General features: G+C 41.2%; 19 protein-coding genes and 1 pseudogene. 10 read left to right on the forward strand and 10 right to left on the reverse strand.

What is annotated here, in order from left to right; genetic code table 11:
• Positions 1 to 54: 54 nt before the first annotated feature.
• Positions 55 to 738 (forward strand): response regulator transcription factor, encoded by a 684-nt coding sequence (locus VB713_RS00120; protein WP_323309560.1) that lies wholly within the window; start codon positions 55 to 57, stop codon positions 736 to 738.
• A gap of 162 nt (positions 739 to 900) precedes the next feature.
• On the opposite strand, the gene VB713_RS00125 is transcribed toward VB713_RS00120, so the two are convergent.
• The 4 genes from VB713_RS00125 to murC form a co-directional block, all read right to left on the reverse strand.
• The gene (locus VB713_RS00125) at positions 901 to 1374 is read right to left on the reverse strand and encodes a low molecular weight protein-tyrosine-phosphatase (RefSeq protein WP_323309561.1); all 474 of its coding nucleotides are present in this window, start codon (positions 1372 to 1374) and stop codon (positions 901 to 903) included.
• A gap of 46 nt (positions 1375 to 1420) precedes the next feature.
• Positions 1421 to 1771, reverse strand: a complete 351-nt coding sequence (locus VB713_RS00130; protein WP_323309562.1) for a YbaB/EbfC family nucleoid-associated protein — start codon at positions 1769 to 1771, stop codon at positions 1421 to 1423.
• A 124-nt stretch (positions 1772 to 1895) separates the two neighbouring features.
• A complete protein-coding gene (gene murB / locus VB713_RS00135; RefSeq protein ID WP_323309563.1) occupies positions 1896 to 2894 on the reverse strand; it encodes a UDP-N-acetylmuramate dehydrogenase in 999 nt (332 codons plus the stop codon).
• Between the two features lie 127 nt (positions 2895 to 3021).
• On the reverse strand, positions 3022 to 4524 hold the full coding sequence (murC, locus tag VB713_RS00140) for a UDP-N-acetylmuramate--L-alanine ligase (RefSeq protein ID WP_323309564.1): 1503 nt from the start codon (positions 4522 to 4524) through the stop codon (positions 3022 to 3024).
• Positions 4525 to 4994: 470 nt separating this feature from the next.
• Here murC and nadD point away from each other — a divergent pair, with 470 nt between their 5' ends.
• Positions 4995 to 5666 (forward strand): nicotinate (nicotinamide) nucleotide adenylyltransferase, encoded by a 672-nt coding sequence (gene nadD / locus VB713_RS00145; protein ID WP_323309565.1) that lies wholly within the window; start codon positions 4995 to 4997, stop codon positions 5664 to 5666.
• A 116-nt stretch (positions 5667 to 5782) separates the two neighbouring features.
• On the forward strand, positions 5783 to 6796 hold the full coding sequence (locus VB713_RS00150; RefSeq protein WP_323309566.1) for a type I glyceraldehyde-3-phosphate dehydrogenase: 1014 nt from the start codon (positions 5783 to 5785) through the stop codon (positions 6794 to 6796).
• Positions 6797 to 6821: 25 nt separating this feature from the next.
• Here the strand turns inward: VB713_RS00150 and thiL are convergent, their stop codons facing one another.
• Together thiL and VB713_RS00160 are read right to left on the reverse strand one after the other, a co-directional pair.
• Entirely contained in the window at positions 6822 to 7862 is a 1041-nt protein-coding gene (gene thiL / locus VB713_RS00155; protein ID WP_323309567.1) for a thiamine-phosphate kinase, read from the reverse strand.
• A 65-nt stretch (positions 7863 to 7927) separates the two neighbouring features.
• Positions 7928 to 9160: a glycosyltransferase family 4 protein gene (locus VB713_RS00160; RefSeq protein WP_323309568.1), complete on the reverse strand. Its 1233-nt coding sequence runs from the start codon at positions 9158 to 9160 to the stop codon at positions 7928 to 7930.
• 141 nt (positions 9161 to 9301) lie between these two features.
• Between VB713_RS00160 and VB713_RS00165 the strand changes: the two genes are divergently transcribed.
• Positions 9302 to 9472: a hypothetical protein gene (locus tag VB713_RS00165; protein WP_323309569.1), complete on the forward strand. Its 171-nt coding sequence runs from the start codon at positions 9302 to 9304 to the stop codon at positions 9470 to 9472.
• 189 nt (positions 9473 to 9661) lie between these two features.
• Here VB713_RS00165 and VB713_RS00170 read toward each other — a convergent pair whose 3' ends face one another.
• The gene (locus VB713_RS00170; protein ID WP_323309570.1) at positions 9662 to 10768 is read right to left on the reverse strand and encodes a peptidylprolyl isomerase; all 1107 of its coding nucleotides are present in this window, start codon (positions 10766 to 10768) and stop codon (positions 9662 to 9664) included.
• Positions 10769 to 10963: 195 nt separating this feature from the next.
• Here VB713_RS00170 and efp point away from each other — a divergent pair, with 195 nt between their 5' ends.
• The 3 genes and pseudogenes from efp (at position 10964) to VB713_RS00185 (ending at position 12697) form a co-directional block, all read left to right on the forward strand.
• Positions 10964 to 11521 carry an elongation factor P gene (gene efp, locus VB713_RS00175; RefSeq protein ID WP_323309571.1) on the forward strand — a complete coding sequence of 186 codons (558 nt, stop codon included), beginning with the start codon at positions 10964 to 10966 and terminating at the stop codon, positions 11519 to 11521.
• Between the two features lie 184 nt (positions 11522 to 11705).
• Complete coding sequence (gene accB / locus VB713_RS00180) at positions 11706 to 12230, forward strand: acetyl-CoA carboxylase biotin carboxyl carrier protein (RefSeq protein WP_323309572.1); 525 nt, start codon at positions 11706 to 11708, stop codon at positions 12228 to 12230.
• Between the two features lie 58 nt (positions 12231 to 12288).
• A pseudogene (locus VB713_RS00185) lies at positions 12289 to 12697 on the forward strand (ArsR/SmtB family transcription factor).
• A 62-nt stretch (positions 12698 to 12759) separates the two neighbouring features.
• On the opposite strand, the gene VB713_RS00190 reads toward VB713_RS00185, so the two are convergent.
• Together VB713_RS00190 and VB713_RS00195 are read right to left on the reverse strand one after the other, a co-directional pair.
• Positions 12760 to 13377 carry a GerMN domain-containing protein gene (locus tag VB713_RS00190; RefSeq protein WP_323309574.1) on the reverse strand — a complete coding sequence of 206 codons (618 nt, stop codon included), beginning with the start codon at positions 13375 to 13377 and terminating at the stop codon, positions 12760 to 12762.
• 520 nt (positions 13378 to 13897) lie between these two features.
• Complete coding sequence (locus tag VB713_RS00195) at positions 13898 to 14101, reverse strand: element excision factor XisI family protein (RefSeq protein ID WP_323309677.1); 204 nt, start codon at positions 14099 to 14101, stop codon at positions 13898 to 13900.
• A 177-nt stretch (positions 14102 to 14278) separates the two neighbouring features.
• On the opposite strand from VB713_RS00195, the gene VB713_RS00200 reads away from it, so the two are divergent.
• The 3 genes from VB713_RS00200 to patX all read left to right on the forward strand — a co-directional run bounded on the left by VB713_RS00200 (position 14279) and on the right by patX (position 16510).
• Positions 14279 to 14407 (forward strand): HepT-like ribonuclease domain-containing protein, encoded by a 129-nt coding sequence (locus VB713_RS00200; RefSeq protein WP_323309678.1) that lies wholly within the window; start codon positions 14279 to 14281, stop codon positions 14405 to 14407.
• A 13-nt stretch (positions 14408 to 14420) separates the two neighbouring features.
• Positions 14421 to 16172: an FAD-dependent oxidoreductase gene (locus tag VB713_RS00205; protein WP_323309679.1), complete on the forward strand. Its 1752-nt coding sequence runs from the start codon at positions 14421 to 14423 to the stop codon at positions 16170 to 16172.
• A 101-nt stretch (positions 16173 to 16273) separates the two neighbouring features.
• Positions 16274 to 16510: a heterocyst-inhibiting protein PatX gene (patX, locus tag VB713_RS00210; protein ID WP_015212567.1), complete on the forward strand. Its 237-nt coding sequence runs from the start codon at positions 16274 to 16276 to the stop codon at positions 16508 to 16510.
• A 645-nt stretch (positions 16511 to 17155) separates the two neighbouring features.
• On the opposite strand, the gene VB713_RS00215 is transcribed toward patX, so the two are convergent.
• A complete protein-coding gene (locus VB713_RS00215; protein ID WP_323309575.1) occupies positions 17156 to 18214 on the reverse strand; it encodes a class I SAM-dependent methyltransferase in 1059 nt (352 codons plus the stop codon).
• Between the last annotated feature and the right edge of the window lie 79 nt (positions 18215 to 18293).

Genomic DNA, 18293 nt, shown 5'->3' on the forward strand with positions numbered 1-18293 from the left:
AGTGTTTATAAAAGCAAATTGCTGAGTAACAAAAATGCTAGGGGTGTACTGTCCATGCCCTTGAAGATCCTTGTAGTGGATGACGACCTGGGCACTCGTCTGTCTATTAGCGACTATCTTGAACTGTCTGGCTATGCGGTGATTATGGCTGATGACGGTCAAGAGGCTTTGGCTATGGTAGAAGAGAACCAGCCTGATTTAATTGTCACAGATATTGTCATGCCAAGGATGAACGGCTATGAACTAGTGCGTCGGGTGCGTAAACAATCAGAATTTAGATTATTACCTGTAATTTTGTTAACAGCTCGTACCAAAACCCAAGAAAGGATACTCGGCTATCAATCAGGCTGTGATTTATATTTGCCTAAACCTTTTGAACTAGAAGAGTTAGCTGCGGCTATTCGTAATTTATTAGAGCGATCGCAAATCATTCAATCAGAGTACCGTTTTTCTCATCAAGAAAATTTAGATGCTTCCCACTCGACAAAAACAGTAGACAGCCATAATTCTCTGTCCACTCAAATTCATATATCCCCAGTACTTTCATCACTAACTACCAGAGAACAGGAAGTTTTAGAACTATTGACTCATGGATTCTCTAATGCCGATATGGGACATCAACTACACCTGAGTCCGCGAACAGTAGAAAAATATGTCAGCAGTTTATTAAGAAAAACATCAACCAGCAATCGAGCCGAACTAGTACGTTTTGCAATGAAACATGGTCTGGTGGAATAGATTACAGGAGGACAGGGGAATATTCAGAGGGATGAGGAGGATGAGGGAGATCGGGAGAAAGAATTAATTTTTCTTCTTCTTTCTTCTTCCTTCTTCCCCTGCACTCCTGATTCCTGACTCCTGATTCCTGACTCCTGACTCCTGACTCCTGAACTCCTAAATTTATTGACTTTTAACATAATCCAGTAGACCTTCACAAGCATCCATGAGCAGATCAATCACCTGATTAAATCCCTCAGTTCCGCCATAATAGGGGTCTGGAACTTCTTTAAGGGTGTGTCTAGAACAAAAATCACACATCAAGCGGACTTTATGATGATATTGCCCTGAAAGGTCAACAGCCAGGATATTTTCATAATTGTCTTTATCCATTGCCAGAATTAAATCAAACTCCTGAAAGTCTGACTTTGTAAACTGACGAGCTTGACCACGAAGTTTAATTCCCAACTTTGTCACCGCAGCAGCACTCATGCGTCGGTCAGGTGCTGATCCAATGTGATAACTAGAAGTACCAGCAGAATCGCAATAAATACGATCGCCCAAATCAGCCTGATCAACCAGAAGATTCATAATATTTTCTGCTGAGGGCGATCGGCAAATATTACCAAGGCAGACAAAAAGTAACTTGTAAGGCATAAAATTCCTTTGTCATTAGTCATAGCTAATGACTAATGACTAATGACTAAAATCCAGGTAGTTCTAGTCCACTGGTCAATTCTTCCATGCTTTCCCGCATAGTAGCAGTGGACTTGTTATAGGCATCTTTCATTGCCGCTGTTACAAGATCAGAAAGTACTTCAACTCCTTCTGCCAAAGCTTCTGGGGCGATTTCTACCCGCTTAGGTTCTTGGTTACCACTGACAATCACCTTAACCAAACCACCGCCCGATTCTCCTTGAATCTCCATTTTCTCCAACTGTTCCTGGAGAACTTTCGCACCTTCCTGAACTTGCTGGGCTTTTTTGAAAGCATCAGCCAGTTCTTTCATTTTTCCTAAACCAAAACCAAAGCCCTGTCCTTTTCCTGATGTCATAATTAATTTTTCGCTTATGCTTTGAATAACAAATCAAATTCAATTATAGATGTGGCTGGTAATTGGTAATGGGTAATTGGTAATTGGGGATTGGTAATTTTCCGTCCCCAGTCCCCAGTCCCTATTAACAAATAGGTTGAAACTCGCCGATCATTTTTACTTCTGGTTCCAACCAAATTGACCAACGTTCCTGTACCTCACGTTGAATATGGCTAATCAGACAGAATATATCGCTGGCTTTAGCTCCACCACGATTAACGATAAAATTGGCATGAAGTAGTGCTACTTGCGCTCCACCAATTTGATATCCTTTTAAACCAGCTTGTTCAATTAACCACCCAGCAGAGTAAGGTGTAGGATTGCGGAATACACTACCACAACTGGGAAAATTATAAGGTTGGGTACTCAGTCGATGCTTTTTGTGTTGCTTAGTTGTAGCTACAACTATTGCTGGATCTGCACCTGGTTGGAGTTGAAAGGTAGCTTGAGTAACTATACGTTTACCGCCTTGCAATAATGAAGTCCGGTATTTATAGCCCAATTCAGCCGGGGTAAGAGTTTCTAAAGTTCCGTCTGGTGAAAGAACTTCGGCGCTAACTAACATATCTGCAATACAGCTATCATGCGCTCCTGCATTCATAACTACAGCACCACCAACAGTTCCGGGGATACCAACAGCCCATTCTAATCCTTGCCATCCTAAATCGGCTGCTTCCCATGCCAGACTAGGAATAGATTCCCCAGCTGCGACAGTTAATTGACCTGTTTGCGGGTCGAAGTGCTTAGAGCGGAAATGACGAGTGGCAATAACTAAACCGGGTATACCTTGATCACTCACCAACAAGTTAGAACCTGCACCCAATATCGTTACTGGTAAAGCTAGCTCTTTTGCATACTCAATACTAGCTTGTAGTGCTTCTAAGTTGCGAGGGGCAATGTACAATTCAGCGCCTCCCCCAACCCTATAGGAAGTAAATGCTGATAAAGAAGCCTGGGACTTGATCACACAATCAGTGCCTGGTAAGTAAATTACGTTACCATCGACAGAATTAATCGTTTCTTGTTTCTTGGTAGTCAAAGCAGAAATCGTACAGACGTTTCCAACTGCCTGGGAGGTTGTCATCGTTGCTTTTATTGGTAATTTCTATTACTTTTTTTACCGATTAGATTCGGTAATAACATTTAACTAATGAACCTATTGCTAGATGGAGAATTGACTCACAACACAAAACCTAGCAAGTTTGCTCCGCTTAGGATGTAGCTGTAGCTGGTTCAAGAAGAGTGGCAATAATTTCAGGAATCACCTGATTTAAATTACCTGCACCCAAAAATAATGCTAAGTCGCCTGGTCGCAGAGTTAACAACAAGGATTCGCACACTGAGGATAAAGTTGGTTGATAAATTACCTGCTGGTGCTGCTTGGCAATTTCTGCGGCCAGTTTTTCACCACTAATCTGTCCTAAATCGGGTTCACCTGCACTGTAAATATCAGTTAAGACTACTACATCAGCATGGGCAAAGGATTCGGCGAATTCTTCTAAAAAAGTAAGTGTACGGCTATAACGATGTGGTTGGAATATGGCAACTACTCTTTGTCCTGGTCTAGCTTGGAGACGTGCTGCGGCAAGAGTAGCCCGAATCTCGCTGGGGTGGTGGGCATAGTCATCAATAAAGGTAATACCGGCTGCTTCCCCCCGGAATTCAAAGCGCCGTCTTGCACCTTCAAAGGTGGCAATGCCTTTGGCAATTTCACCAAATTCTAAACCGAGTACACGTCCTACAGCTACTGCTGCTAAAGCATTACTAAGATTATGACGGCTCAAAAGCCGTAAATTCAAGACACCTAGGGCTTTACCTTTTTCCCAAACTAGTGCGGTAGTACCATCAGCACGGTAGTCAATGTTGGTAACGGTATAGTCAGCATTGGTATCTGAATTTAAACTGTAGCTGATTGTGGGTTGCAAGTTTTGCCCTAGACGAGCGTTCGCGCAGCGTCTCGAAGAGAAGCGATCGCGCACTGTTTCACAATCAATGCTACCTATGAGGATTTTGCAACCTTGGGCAAATTGTTGGAAAGTGTCAATTACTTCCTCTAATGTGTCGTAGTGGTCGGGATGATCAAGTTCAATATTAGTGATAATCCCAATCTCTGGTGCGTGTTTCACTAGGGAACCATCTGATTCATCCGCTTCAGCTACCAGGTACTTACTTGCTCCTAGTCGAGCATTTCCTTCCCAAGCCTTGACTTCACCACCTACCAAAATTGTTGGATCAAGACCAGCTTGCAGCAGCATATAACCTATCATGCTGCTAGTCGTTGTTTTACCGTGAGTTCCTGCCACAGCAATGCTATAGTAATCAGCAATCAAGGCAGCTAGGACATCCGAACGATGTGAAATTGGGCAACCTAATTCTAAGGCTGCTTTGTATTCCAAATTACTTGCATTAATAGCTGTTGAACAAATTACTTGGGGTAGAATTGTCTGATTAACAAGTAATTGTTCTTGTGGATTTAATAATACTCCATTAGTCGATTCTTGGGGACGAAAGAATTCAAGATTGCTTGCTTCTTGTCTACTAAAAATGTGAGCGCCAAGAGATTCTAACTTGCGAGTAATTTGGTTAGGACGCAGGTCAGAACCAGAAACTGGTAATTGACGTTTTGCTAAAACATAAGCCAGGGCAGACATTCCTATGCCGCCAATTCCAATGAAATGAAATGGTCTACCGTTAAAATCTATAGGATTACTCATCTTTTATTCCTCTGACACCACACCACACAATCATCACAAATGACACGCGTATCATAACAGGATTTTGATTTTTACAGATACGGCTTTTGTAAGATTTTCATAGCCGTATAAGGGATTAATTTTTTACTTTGTTTTTGCTTGTTCAGAAAGATATGACCCTCATGAGAGATTTTTTATATTTCTGATATCTTCTTATGATTATTCTGAAAATTAAGACTACATCGGGAAAAAAATCTGGTAATGTTAAATACATATCATTGAGTACCTTACTGGAATTAGCTCCTGATTTGAAATTACCTCAAGGCTCAGGGTGAATTGACTACAATAGTACATTGGCAGTGAAAATATTATTCAACTGAATTCAATTGGTTGCAGCAAGATGTCCCTGGACTCAAAGTATAAGTCCAGGTAGAAAGGTCAGTTGATCACTGTTATCTGCCCCTAACACCATCCCCCAATCCCTAAACTTGATGCAGCGACTAGCAATTTTTGGCGGCACATTTGACCCGGTTCATCGGGGACACCTGCTTGTAGCTGAAATAGCCTTGGCTCAATTACACCTAGAACAGGTGATTTGGGTGCCATCAAGAAATCCTCCTCATAAACAAGCGGCTTTGTTTGAGCATCGAGTAGCAATGCTCAAACTAGCCACGGTAAACAACCCAGCGTTTACTGTCTCACTAATTGAGAGAGAACGCTCTGGGACTTCTTATGCTATCAACACCCTGATTGATTTATCTACTTCCTATCCAAATACTCATTGGTACTGGATTATTGGTTTGGATGCTTTCCAAACTTTACCCCGTTGGTATCTTGGACACAAACTAGCACAAATGTGTGATTGGTTAATCGCACCCCGACTGCTAGGTGGTGAGACTATAGCTCAAAGTGAGTCAATCTGCAAGCAAGTGGCACAAGAACTGAAAGAGCAAACTGAAAAGTCAGTGCTGACACAATACCTCCGACAAGCAGAGCGATCGCATACCATTCACTGGCAATTACTGCCTACACCTTTAGTAGGAGTTTCATCAAGTATAATCCGGGAATTTTGTCGCGTCAGTCATTCAGTTCATGGTTTAGTCCCGGAGTCGGTCAGCTATTACATCACTAAACACAACCTTTACTCCAACAATTCTGAATAAATTCTGTGTTTTTTTTAAGATTCAACACTTTATGGTTATAAACACTCTCCCCCTTTGCGATATGATTGGGGTCAACGATATCAACTTATAGGCATAAATACAGAGGGCAAGACACTGTGATTAGAGTTGCAATTAACGGTTTCGGGCGCATTGGACGGAACTTCGCACGCTGTTGGGTAGGTAGAGAAAATAGCCAAATTGAACTTGTTGCTATCAATGACACCTCAGACCCTAGAACCAATGCTCACCTCCTTAGATATGACTCGATGCTAGGGAAGTTACAAAATGCGGAAATTTCGGCTGATGATAATTCCATCACAGTCAACGGTCATACCATTAAGTGTGTATCTGATCGCAACCCAGATAACTTGCCCTGGAAAGAATGGGACATTGATCTGATTATCGAATCTACCGGCGTTTTCACCAGCAAAGAAGGAGCAATGAGACACGTCAATGCTGGTGCAAAAAAGGTTCTCATTACCGCACCTGGTAAAAATGAGGATGGCACTTTTGTTATGGGTGTAAATCATCTTGATTATGACCACAACAAGCACAACATTATCAGTAACGCCAGCTGTACCACTAACTGTTTGGCTCCTATTGCCAAGGTGTTAAATGAAAAATTTGGCATCATCAAAGGCACTATGACTACCACCCACAGTTACACTGGTGACCAGCGCTTACTAGATGCTTCTCACCGTGATTTGCGTCGGGCGAGAGCAGCAGCCATCAACATTGTCCCCACTTCAACTGGTGCGGCTAAGGCAGTGGCGTTGGTACTTCCTGAACTTAAGGGTAAGTTAAATGGCACAGCTTTGCGTGTACCTACCCCCAACGTTTCGATGGTGGATTTTGTGGTTCAGGTTGAGAAGTACACTATTGCGGAAGAAGTTAACCAAGCTTTTAAAGATGCTTCTGAAGGTTCACTCAAAGGAATTTTAGGCTACAGTGAACTACTTTTAGTATCATCTGATTACCAAGGTTCTGATGAGTCTTCTATTGTTGATGCCAACTTAACTATTGTTATGGGCAATGACATGATCAAAGTTATGGCTTGGTATGACAACGAGTGGGGCTATAGCCAACGAGTTCTAGATTTGGCTGAATTAGTAGCTGCGAAGTGGGCATAGTTTAGTACTGAGTACTGAGTGGTGATTAAAAATGTTGAAATCCCTGACTGAGACTCAGAACTTGGTTGGGGATTTCTTCGTTTTCATGCTGCAATATTACTGTTAAGCCTGGTGTAATTGAACCTATAATTGCGGCATCTGCACCTAGTTGTTGGACTAATGCTAATGCAGGTTCTGGTGGTAAGCAGAGAACTAATTCAAAATCTTCCCCACCGTATAAGGCATATTGTAGAATTCGCTCTGCTGTTACCCACTGGTTTAAAGTTGACAGCATGGGAATTCGTTTGTGTTCTATGATTGCGCCTACTTTACTGGCGCGACAGATTTGTAATACAGCATCTGCTAGACCATCACTGCTATCCATACCGGCAACAGGAAGAGGGTAGGGGGCAGGGGGCAGGGGGCAGGGAGAATTGAGGATTTCTTTGAGGATGGGGAGGATATCTAAACGTGGGTTAGGGCGCTGGTGTGCTTTGATTAAAGCTGCCTTTTCTTCAGTTTTGAGGTTTTGACCTATTTCTGGGTGTAAGAGTAATTCTAAGCCTGCACAGGAAGCTCCATGAATACCTGTAACGACGATCGCATCTCCTATCTGTGCAGAAGAACGACGGATCATAAAATTGGGGTTAACTTGACCAAAGGCAGTAATTGCTAAAGTGGTGATGGGCGATCGCACAATATCACCACCAACTATAGGCACATTGTACCTTTGCAAGCATTCTGTCATGCCCTGATATAGTCTTTCTACCCAATCAACGCTGACATCTCCAGGTAAACCCAACCCGACAGTTATCCCCAAGGGAGAAGCACCCATTGCTGCTAAATCTGATAAATTTACGGCAGCAGCCCGCCAACCTGCATCCTCTGGGGAAGTGGTAACATCACTAAAATGCACACCATCAACCAACATATCTGTAGTCACTACCAAAGATTGATTTGGCAAAGTTTCCAAAACAGCCGCATCATCACCAATCACTTCTGAAGGACAAAAGCGTTGTAATCTTTCTAAAAGACCTTGTTCACCAATATCTCGAACTCGCAGGGAAGATAAATTACTATTTGACATCGGTTTTTCGACTCCTAGCCCTAACGAAAAGACTTTTATGGCTTACGCCACGCTATCAGCAAGCCCTATGCTCTGCCCAACAACCAATTTAAATGCTGCGGTAATAATGTTGCCAAATCATAATCCCTCACTATAGTCATTCGTGCTGCTTCACGAATGGCTTTCATATCTTGAGAATTATCCAATGCCTCGTTTACCTTATCTGCAATTTTTTGAGGAGAAAAGAAATCTACCAAAAGTCCATTTTTTCCATCATTAATTATCTCCAAAACTGGTGGAGTATTAGAAGCCACTAACAAACAACCCGCAGCCATTGCTTCTAACATTGACCAGGATAAAACAAAAGGACGCGTTAAATAAATATGGACTGAGGAAGCTTGTAAAACTTGGAGATATTCATGATAAGGAAGTAAATCAGTAAAGTGTAATCTGGATAAATCCAAATCTAACTTTTCTAACATTAACTGTTTATAACTCTTGCCATCAGAAAGAGATTTTCCATAGGCTACTCTGTCTTCTCCTACAACTACTATATGGCAATTTGGTCGTCGTTGTTGAATTAATGCTACTGCTTCCATAAACTGAGGAAAACCCCGATAAGGTTCCATTCCTCTGCCTACATACGTTACTAATTCTTCTACATGAGAAAGGTCAAGATTAATCCGAGGTAAAACTAATTTAGCATCTGGATTGGGGTGGAAAAAATTAGTATCAATACCATCGTGACAGACAGTGATTTTGCTATGATATTCGAGAGGAAATTGTTGACGCTGCCAATTAGTTGGAGAAAGACCGCGATCGCAACTATATAAATCAATCAAAATCGGTGCATTTTTTATACGAATCCGGCATTGATCATCTGCATTTAAAGGTTCACTGGGGTCAAAATCGGCATCCGAACCGTGAGCATGATAAAACCATTCAAAGAAACATAATAATTCAGCTTTGGGGAAAATTTCTTTCATAAATAATGTTGGACCCCAACCAGAATGACCGTAAATTATATCTGGTATAAAACCCTGGAATTTGAGTTGTTCTGCTATTCTATATACAGCTTGTCCTGTGAGAACGGCGTTTTCTAAATTGCGGACATAATGATGAGTTTGTGGAGCAGCTTGACGGGAAGGTATATAAATAGCTTTATTTACACCAGGTATTGTTCCTTCCTGACGATTAGTACCAAACACAACTTGGTAATTATCATCTTTTGCTAAAGCTATAGCCAAGTGGCGAAATTGGGCGGGAAAGTTGGGATGTAAAAATAAAATACGTTTAGGGTTTGTGGAAGGATTTTTCATGGTAAATAGTCTGAATATACAGCCTTATAAATTACTAAATATTGGATTGTAGAGCCTTGTAATTTATTTTGCATAACCATTTATAGCAATTCCCATTCAAGTGAGGTACAAGCAGTAAGAATAGAACGCAGATAGACGCAGATGATTTTTGTAGTTGAATCTAAACGAAATAGCATTCCAGTTGTTGCCGCAATATCGCATTTATTAGCTTATATGTTAACTACTCTTCACCCAGATAAATCTGTATTTGGTATGGCTACAAATGGTGATGAATTTATATTTATTAAATTAACTCTAGTTGATAAATCTTAATACGACATATCATGCACATTTTCCCTATTTCCTAGAAGACATGAATTAGCTGAAGTTGTACAAATTTTAAAACGATTAGGAGAAGCTATTTTGGTTTAATTTATCTGCATTTTCAAGCAATGTTTAGGTTTAGGTTGAGTTTGTAGTTGGTATTTTAGTGATAAAGCACCAACTACAAACAATAATTAATTAAGCTGTTTTTGGTTCAACTAAATTTTCTAAACCCTGAATAACAGTTGCAGATTCGATTTTGTCATCTGCGTTCAGCTTATCTAAAATTTCTTTACCTTCTATTAGATAGCCGAACACTGTATAGCGGCCATCTAAAAGATTGCGTCCAGCGGGGGTAAGTTCTGGTTCAAAGAGGAAAAAGAAAACTTGGGAAGAAGCACCATTTACGTCACTTTCAGGACGTGCCATTGCTAATGCACCAAAGGAAGAAAAGGGTAATACTGGCATATCGAGATAACGGCCAGCTTGTTCAAGGGTAATTCCGTAAGTTGGCTCTTTTTCGCCTTCCACTAAAATTTCTAGGGGAATAGCTCTGTATTCACCAGTTTTTGGGTCAATAAAACCTACTTCTTTGCCGACTGGATCTCCAGTTTGCAGTACATAAGATTGTTCGGAACGGGTGAATTCTAAACCGTTGTAAAAACCTCGTTGTACTAAATCAACAAAATTACCAGCAGTTACAGGGGCGCTGTAACCATCTACTACTACTTTAAGGTTGCCCTTGTTAGTTTTGAAGGCAATGGTAGCGCGGCCTTTGAGTTGGGGTAAATTACTGTATTCAGCAGGGACTTCAAAGGGGAATTCCTTCACCATTGACTCTTCCAGCAAGCTAACTAGGCTGAGTAATTTGGATCTGCCTTCCAGAATAGGTTCTTTTTGTTTAGTTTTGACTACTTCTCGCAGTTCTGTCACACCAGATTGTAAATCCGTAATCCAAGCTTCCGCTTGGGGTTGGCGTTCTGTGGGAACGCTTGCTAAGATTTGGGAAGGTTTGTCGAGAATCCGTGATGCTTGCTTGAGGTCGTTAGCGATCGCACCCCACCGCTTATTTGCTCGTAGTTGGTTAGAAATATCCTCTAAACTAGCTTGCAGCTTGCGTACCGGTTTGTTATCAATTGGCAGTGCATACCTTAACAAAGCTTTGCCGTCGGTGATCGCATTCCCCGCTGGCAGGGCGGCGTGACTAGAGGGAGTCCACCAGGCTGTGCTTAGACCTAAAAGTATTGTTCCCAGCAGTATTGCCTTTAGGCTATGTTTTAGCCCGGACTTTATGAAGTTAAACATGGAATTTCTCAAATGCAGCATCAAATTTTTGATTGGAAGTAACACATCAATTATCTTCCCACAGTAACAGTCCTGAGTACTGAGTACTGATTTTTGAGTGCTGAGTCCTGAGGCTAAAGACGAATAACAACTGACAAATTACGACCCTGGAAGGGTACAATAAATGCCGATTGTCTTCCCAAATTTGAAAGTTTCATGATCTCTAGTAACGACTTTCGACCCGGTGTCTCTATTGTCTTAGACGGGTCTGTATGGCGAGTGATAGATTTTCTTCACGTTAAACCGGGCAAAGGTTCTGCCTTTGTGCGAACAACACTAAGAAATGTCCAGAGTGGGAAAGTACTTGAAAAAACTTTCCGAGCTGGGGAATCTTTGCCACAAGCTACTCTGGAAAAAATTACAATGCAGCATACCTATAAAGATGGCGAAGAGTTAGTCTTTATGGATATGGAAACCTATGAAGAAGGCAGATTGACTGTAGCGGAAATTGGCGATCGCGTGAAATACCTCAAAGAAGGTATGGAAGTCAACGTTATTCGTTGGGGCGAACAAGTGCTAGAAGTAGAACTGCCTAATTCTGTAGTTCTGGAAATTGTCCAAACAGATCCTGGTGTTAAAGGTGATACTGCAACAGGTGGTACTAAACCCGCAATTGTGGAAACTGGTGCAACCATAATGGTTCCCTTGTTTATTACCCAAGGAGAACGGATTAAAATTGATACCAGGGAAGATAAATACTTGGGTAGGGAATAATTTTTATCTCTCCTGAAACCAAGTTGGGATAATGATTGGGTCATGGGTAATAATTTTTGCAATTACAATCCAAAATCCAAAGTCCAAAATTGGTAATACCGATTTCAATCCCTTGTTATATAGGGATTAAATCCCTGCCACACTTAAGATTCTCGTTTACGGTTAGGTCGAGGTAAAAAAAACTGTGCCATTAGACTTTAATGAAATCCGCCAACTACTGGCAACTATTGCACAAACGGATATTGCCGAAGTAACGCTAAAAAGCGATGACTTTGAGCTAACAGTACGGAAAGGTGTCAGCAATCATGTCCTATCCGTAGGTCAAGCGACCTTAGGCGGTGTGGTAGGTTCAGGATTGACATCAGTTAACCAAACAGCACCCACAACCCTACCAGAAGCCGCGACAAGTCGTGATAATTCTGTGGCTGGGGCGCAATCACCGTTATCAGTGAATACGCCCTCAGCCAGATTGGTAGAAGTGCAGTCCCCAATGGTGGGAACATTTTATCGCGCACCTGCGCCTGGTGAAGCAGCATTTGTGGAAGTAGGCGATCGCGTTCGTAGCGGTCAATCAGTCTGTATCATCGAAGCCATGAAACTGATGAACGAAATTGAAGCCGAAGTCTCTGGACAGGTGATGGAAATTTTGGTGCAGAATGGTGAAGCAGTTGAATATGGTCAACCTTTGATGCGAATTAACCCTGATTAAGTATTAACCTATAAAATGAGTCATTGTTAAAGCTCTAAGTACTTGCTGGTTAATCCTGATGAAACAAACGTTGCCTGTACCACCAGAAGTAGTGCAACCAGTCGCTGAATACTTCAGCCTATTAAGTGAGCCGATGCATCTGCGGCTGCTACACTTGCTACGGAATGAAGAAAAATGTGTGCAAGAGTTGGTAGAGGCAACACAAACGTCTCAGGCAAACGTATCGAAGCACCTGAAAGTAATGTGGCAAGCAGGAACCCTTAGCCGCCGCAGTGAAGGAACTTGCGCTTACTATCAGGTAGAAGACGGAATGATTTTTGATTTGTGTAACCGGGTTTGCAATGCCTGCGGCGTACCCCTCCGAGGAAGCAAGCTACGCGGAGCATCTCCTTGGCCTAACCTCTCTTACAGAAGACACCAGGCTAGAACAGCAAGCTCGCAGCTTCAGGGTACTAAATAAAAGTTAGTCATTGGTCATTGGTCATTAGTTTATTTTTTGCTAAATCGACCACTGACCATTGATTATTTGCTAAAGCGGATAATTTTGGTTAAAGCTTTTACGAGTTAGTGGCTGTTCTATTTCCACACCTTCACCACCTAAAACTTCCAAAGGTTGGCCATTTACCTCAATAAACACCTTGGCATCGGGATTTAAAGTTGTCGCAGTGTAGACAACCTGACCGACACGACCCATCATTGAAGTACTACCACCACCACTGGTAAAACCTTCTGATAAATTTACGTGGACTTCATTATTTTCCACCTTCATTCCTAGCAATTGAGTTCCTTGAGGAATAGTTGTCGAATTTGTACCTTCCGTTGGCCCCGCTAATAAAGCTTGGAAAGCCTTTTCTAAAGCTTGGTTTGGTTGTGCAGCCGCAATTTTGAGAGGTTGTGGAACCAACTCAACACCTGTTTCTTTCGGTCTGAGCCAATATATACTAGCAGTCTGTTCATTAGCTGGCTGCGTAGTCAATGGCTGTTGTGGCTGTCTGATGCTTTGAGAGGGATTTACTGGTGTGGGAGTATTGGGCGTTTGAGAAGTAATCCAAGCTACACCACCACTTACTGCCACAACCGCAGCTGAGACAGCTGCTATCACACCTGAAGAAATATTACGGTTAGTTCTTTGTTGTTGGTCATTCATATATAAAACCTGCTTAACAGAGGGCTGAAATAGTGTTGGTCAGAGGAGCAGCCTGGTTAAAGACGATGGGGATGGGTGGGGGTTTCTTAAAATCAATAGATGCCTGAATTTGTCAGAATACTGCCGTTTGTAATTCTGCCTATCTCAATACCAATTTTGGACTTAGGACTTTAGATTATAAATCCTCTTGATTAGGCTATTTCAGCAATTTGTAATCCTGCACCCATAGTAACTTTATTTCATCTTTAATTTTAGGTTCACACTCCCAGTCCGTCACCAGAACCTTGATGTAAATATAATCGTTTCTTGAAATACGGATGTTAAGAGAGTATACAGGAAGATATTTAATACCCTGTATCCTCATTAATAGTGAAATTAAATATCTACCGGTATGAATTATCTATACATCTGCGTACCCTCCCTGATCACTTGAATCTACTCCTTTAATATGTTAAACAAGTCCTCAAAGGCAATTTCCTGAAATCATAGGAATTTGGATACAATAGAGACATACTTCACGTCATCTGTAAAAGGTTTTAACAGCCATTTGAATCCCAGCATTATTCATGGGATGATGAAAACTCAAAATAATATCATTTCGCGGTATTCCTACTGATAATAAATCAGCAACTAAACATAAATTAATTGCATCTTCTTCTACGCAAGTTTTGCCATTTCCAATGGTAATATAAATGATGAGATGCTGTATCTGCTTTTTGTAAATGACGAAAACTAGATATTGCTGAACCTAATAATTTACATGAATTAATTAGAGATAAAGTATTGAATGAGGCTATTTTTTTATAAAAAATCAGAGTTTATATTTAACTAATATTCGAGAATTTATTGAACGAATAGAAGAATATACGAAAGGTGGTAAAAGAAATTTATGGCAACCAAGATGATTCAAGATGCTGTAATTCGCAATTTTGAAATCATTGGGGAAGCAACAAAAAGATTATCACCTGAGTTGAGAAGTAAATATTCAGAGGCTAATGTAATGCAATATATAATCAGCATGATAAATTGATTTAATACATAATATTGTGAATCAAAATTATACAGCCGATGTCCTAGTTGTCGGAGGTGGAACTGGTGGAACTGCTGCGGCTATCCAAGCTGCGCGTAGAGGCGCTAAAACCATCCTTGTGAGTGAATTTGCTTGGTTGGGAGGAATGCTCACCTCAGCGGGGGTATCTGCACCTGATGGTAATGAATTAGAAGCTTTTCAAACTGGGTTATGGGGTGCGTTTTTACAAGAGTTGCGCCAACGACAGCAGGGAGGATTAGATAATAGTTGGGTGAGCTTTTTTAGCTATGATCCGCGTGTTGGTGCAGAAATTTTTGCTAATTGGGTGCAAGAGTTACCGAATTTACAATGGATTTCGGGAAAAGTTCCGTTAGAGGTTTTGCGTCAGGGAGACTGTATTACGGGTGTACGCTTCGCAGACTTCACTGTTAACGCCAAAATTATTCTTGATGGTACAGAATTAGGGGATTTATTGGCTTTGGGGGAAGTGCCTTACCGTTGGGGTTGGGAATTGCAGTCAGAGTGGGGAGAACCTAGCGCCCCTATTGCCCCTAATGCTCTCACCGAAAGGTATCCAGTGCAATCACCAACTTGGGTAGTTGTGATGCAAGATTTTGGTGAAAGTGTCGCCCCAGAAATTCTACCTGCTCCTCATTATGATCCATCTTTGTTTACAGGCGCTTGGTTAGATTATGGCGCTGATAAGTTTTTGAATTATGGACGATTGCCAGGGGGTCGATTTATGATTAATTGGCCTATTTGTGGCAACGACTACGGTCAAAAGGCGGATCGTTTGATAGAGTCGGAGATAGCAAGACGTGAGTTTGAGCAAGAATGTTTCTGGCATAGTCAAAACTTTGCCCATTTTATCCAAACTCAGCTTGGTAGGCGCTACGGTTTAGCAGCAGGAGTTTTTCCTGGTCTTTCTCCAGCTTTTGCGCTGCATCCCTACTACCGGGAAAGTCGCCGTTTAGAGGGATTAATTACTGTCTGTGAGCAGGATATTCTGCCATTAGCAGGTGGTAATGTGGCAGCTAACTTTGATGATACAGTTGCTGTTGGTAACTACGCCAATGATCACCATTACCCTGGTGTTAAGTTCTCACTGCAACCTAAATCTATTCGCTGGGGGGGACGTTGGACTGGAACACCCTTTACCATTCCCTATCGTTGTCTAATTCCTAAGTCTACAGATGGTTTGCTGGTCTGTGAAAAGAATATTTCTGTGTCTCACATAGCAAATGGGGCAACCAGACTACAGCCTGTAGTGATGGGTATTGGTCAAGCGGCGGGTATGGCAGCTGCTCTATGTTGTGAGCTAGAATGTCAGCCCAGGGATTTACCGGTGAGGAAGTTGCAAACTGCTTTATTAACTGATGAGCGATCGCCTACCGCAATTGTTCCCCTATTTAATTTACCAAGCAATCATCCACAGTGGTTAGACTGGCAAATTCATTATTTGGATAACCCAGAAACTTATCTCTCCAGTGGCAATTGCCCCGCTTTATTGGTTCATCAGTATGATTACTCGAATCTTGATTGTTTCATAGGCATTTTTAATCGCTTAGACCAACAAGATTATAGATTTACTATTATCAATCCCACTGAATTTTCAGATATAACTTGGCGAATTGTGACATTGCGATCGCATATTGACAAGCAACTGCAAGCCCTTCCTCAGCAACAAAAGCTTACCGCCTGGGGACATCTCAATTCATCTGGTCACTGGCTACTTGTCGAATATATCGACGAAGTATCAAATTGATTTTTTTGCAGTCACATACAATACTTTTTGATAAATTGTCCGGATCATCATACAAATGTTAAGTATCAGTGAAGTAGAGAGTTCTAAAATAGACATCTACTATGCGTGCTGCCATTTCACTTTTAGTATCGAGTCTGGTATTCGGCTCCTTAGCTTTTAACGGCGAAGCGATGCTTACTCGTCTTTCCTACCTCTTGCTTGCTGGTTCTGGTTCACAACAGCTACTGGCTGATAATCCCAAACCAGGGCCTAACCAACCAGAACAGCCAGCCCCTCATCGTGGTAGTGGACGTAGAGAGTCAATGGAATATTTCAGAAATATCCATTCAGTTGTTTAGCAACCGTAGCTTCAGACCGCTTGTAGGAGAATTCGTTACCAGCAAAGGAATCAAATTACCTGCGAACTGGGTGTTTAAGATCCTTGACACAACTTGTCGAACCAAAACATAGACAGTTAAAGCATTTCATAGCTTATCCATCGTTCCAAATTTTATCTTCTTCGACCAAAGACATAGACAGTTAAAGCACTACATAACTCATTCATCGTTCCAGATTTCATCTCTTCTGACTCAAGACATAGACAGTTAAAGCACTACACAACTGCACAACTGAGCGATCGTTGAGTATTCCCTTGAAACATCTAGTAATTGTGGAAAATCTAGCGTGTATTAGTGATACCAATCAAGCACAAGGATTGTGATCAATGGATATTCTAGAAAGTTGATCCATTAACTCTGTGAGAATCCAAAATCTCAAATGGTATGACTTAGTAACTCATATACGTACTCGACTAGTTTTCCTCAACTGCTGCTGTTTTGTATTAGCCGTCTATATATTAGGGAAGCCGGAAAGCAGGAAGATAATAGAATTGCACTTCTTGTGGTTAACCCGTCAAAGTCGGTGTGATATCCATAGAACAGTCTGTGGTGCAAAGGACTGTCAATGGTCATTAGCCTGAAGCAAATGAGTATTTCTGCGTTACCTTAAACTGGTTTATGTGCAATAAAATACTTGCTGAGAAAGTGGACTTGTGTCTCAATTTTTTCAAAGTCTGCTTTCTCTAAACGTTCTCCCAAATCATCAGTAGTGTAATCTCTGTAGTAAGGTTCATGGAACATTTTGGGGAAGGTATCTATCACCTGAGTCAATTCAGGTGAATCACTTTTTTGAATTGAGTCACATATAATCAAGACTCCACCTGGTTTTAACACCCGGAAGCATTGTTCTATAATTGATTGACGTACAGTATTAGGTAACTCATGAAAAAGAAACACAGAAGTTACCACATGAAAATAGTCATCTAAATAAGGTAATTCTTCAGCATTCGCCTGTAAAAGTTGTGGCAATTCCAACGGATTTTGAGATAATAGCTCATTAGATTTACGTAAATAAGCTGGCGACAAATCTGTACCATATAAAGATACTTGAGGAAAAGCTGCTCGTATCATCTTCAGAGTCCGCCCAGTGCCACAAGCTACATCTAGAATTCGGATTTGTTTTTGTGACAGAAACTGAAATTTTTCTAAGCCGCTTTTCAGCGGGGCGAGAATACGTCGCCGCATGGCATCAGCTGCACCCCCAAACAAAAGTTCTACCTGTAAGTCATATAAATTGGCTGATAGGTCACTCAAATAACCATCAGTTTGGTGATGAAAATTCTGCAAATAGTAACTAGGGTAACTGTCTTTATCTATTTCTGGTGAAAAATCTTGTTGGCTATTTTTTGTGGATCGTTTCCAGATTAGGGGTAAATCTAGCCAAATTAGTGGATAATAGCGGAAAAAATCTTCCCAAGGATTATCAAATAATACACTAGTGGGATATATTCCTTTTTCTGCATCTTGCCAGTCGGTTTCTAGTAGCTGATTTAATCTGTTTTGTAGTTTGGGTATTACTTCTTGAGGTATAAATTGGTTCGTTGGTGCTAGTGTGGGATGGACTAAGTTTCTTAACCGTGAAGTTAAAATTTTATGAGCAAAACTGAAGTAATTCTTTCCTTGTTGAAAAGTCTGATAGGTCAGCTTGGTTAAGGTGTCAGACATAAACAATAGATTAAATTTTATTACCGTTAATTATTGTATTGGAATCACCATCAAGAATAAAGCTTTTTGGAAATAAATA

The organism is Anabaena cylindrica UHCC 0172, assembly GCF_034931625.1.
In the GTDB taxonomy this organism is placed as follows: Bacteria; Cyanobacteriota; Cyanobacteriia; order Cyanobacteriales; family Nostocaceae; genus Anabaena; species Anabaena cylindrica_A.

Coding starts and splice junctions, on each gene's coding strand:
- VB713_RS00120 (WP_323309560.1), top strand. CDS start 55: ATGCCCTTGAAGATCCTTGTAGTGGATGACGACCTGGGCACTCGTCTG.
- VB713_RS00125 (WP_323309561.1), bottom strand. CDS start 1,374: ATGCCTTACAAGTTACTTTTTGTCTGCCTTGGTAATATTTGCCGATCG.
- VB713_RS00130 (WP_323309562.1), bottom strand. CDS start 1,771: ATGACATCAGGAAAAGGACAGGGCTTTGGTTTTGGTTTAGGAAAAATG.
- murB (WP_323309563.1), bottom strand. CDS start 2,894: ATGACAACCTCCCAGGCAGTTGGAAACGTCTGTACGATTTCTGCTTTG.
- murC (WP_323309564.1), bottom strand. CDS start 4,524: ATGAGTAATCCTATAGATTTTAACGGTAGACCATTTCATTTCATTGGA.
- nadD (WP_323309565.1), top strand. CDS start 4,995: ATGCAGCGACTAGCAATTTTTGGCGGCACATTTGACCCGGTTCATCGG.
- thiL (WP_323309567.1), bottom strand. CDS start 7,862: ATGTCAAATAGTAATTTATCTTCCCTGCGAGTTCGAGATATTGGTGAA.
- VB713_RS00160 (WP_323309568.1), bottom strand. CDS start 9,160: ATGAAAAATCCTTCCACAAACCCTAAACGTATTTTATTTTTACATCCC.
- VB713_RS00165 (WP_323309569.1), top strand. CDS start 9,302: ATGATTTTTGTAGTTGAATCTAAACGAAATAGCATTCCAGTTGTTGCC.
- VB713_RS00170 (WP_323309570.1), bottom strand. CDS start 10,768: ATGTTTAACTTCATAAAGTCCGGGCTAAAACATAGCCTAAAGGCAATA.
- efp (WP_323309571.1), top strand. CDS start 10,964: ATGATCTCTAGTAACGACTTTCGACCCGGTGTCTCTATTGTCTTAGAC.
- VB713_RS00190 (WP_323309574.1), bottom strand. CDS start 13,377: ATGAATGACCAACAACAAAGAACTAACCGTAATATTTCTTCAGGTGTG.
- VB713_RS00200 (WP_323309678.1), top strand. CDS start 14,279: ATGATTCAAGATGCTGTAATTCGCAATTTTGAAATCATTGGGGAAGCA.
- patX (WP_015212567.1), top strand. CDS start 16,274: ATGCGTGCTGCCATTTCACTTTTAGTATCGAGTCTGGTATTCGGCTCC.
- VB713_RS00215 (WP_323309575.1), bottom strand. CDS start 18,214: ATGTCTGACACCTTAACCAAGCTGACCTATCAGACTTTTCAACAAGGA.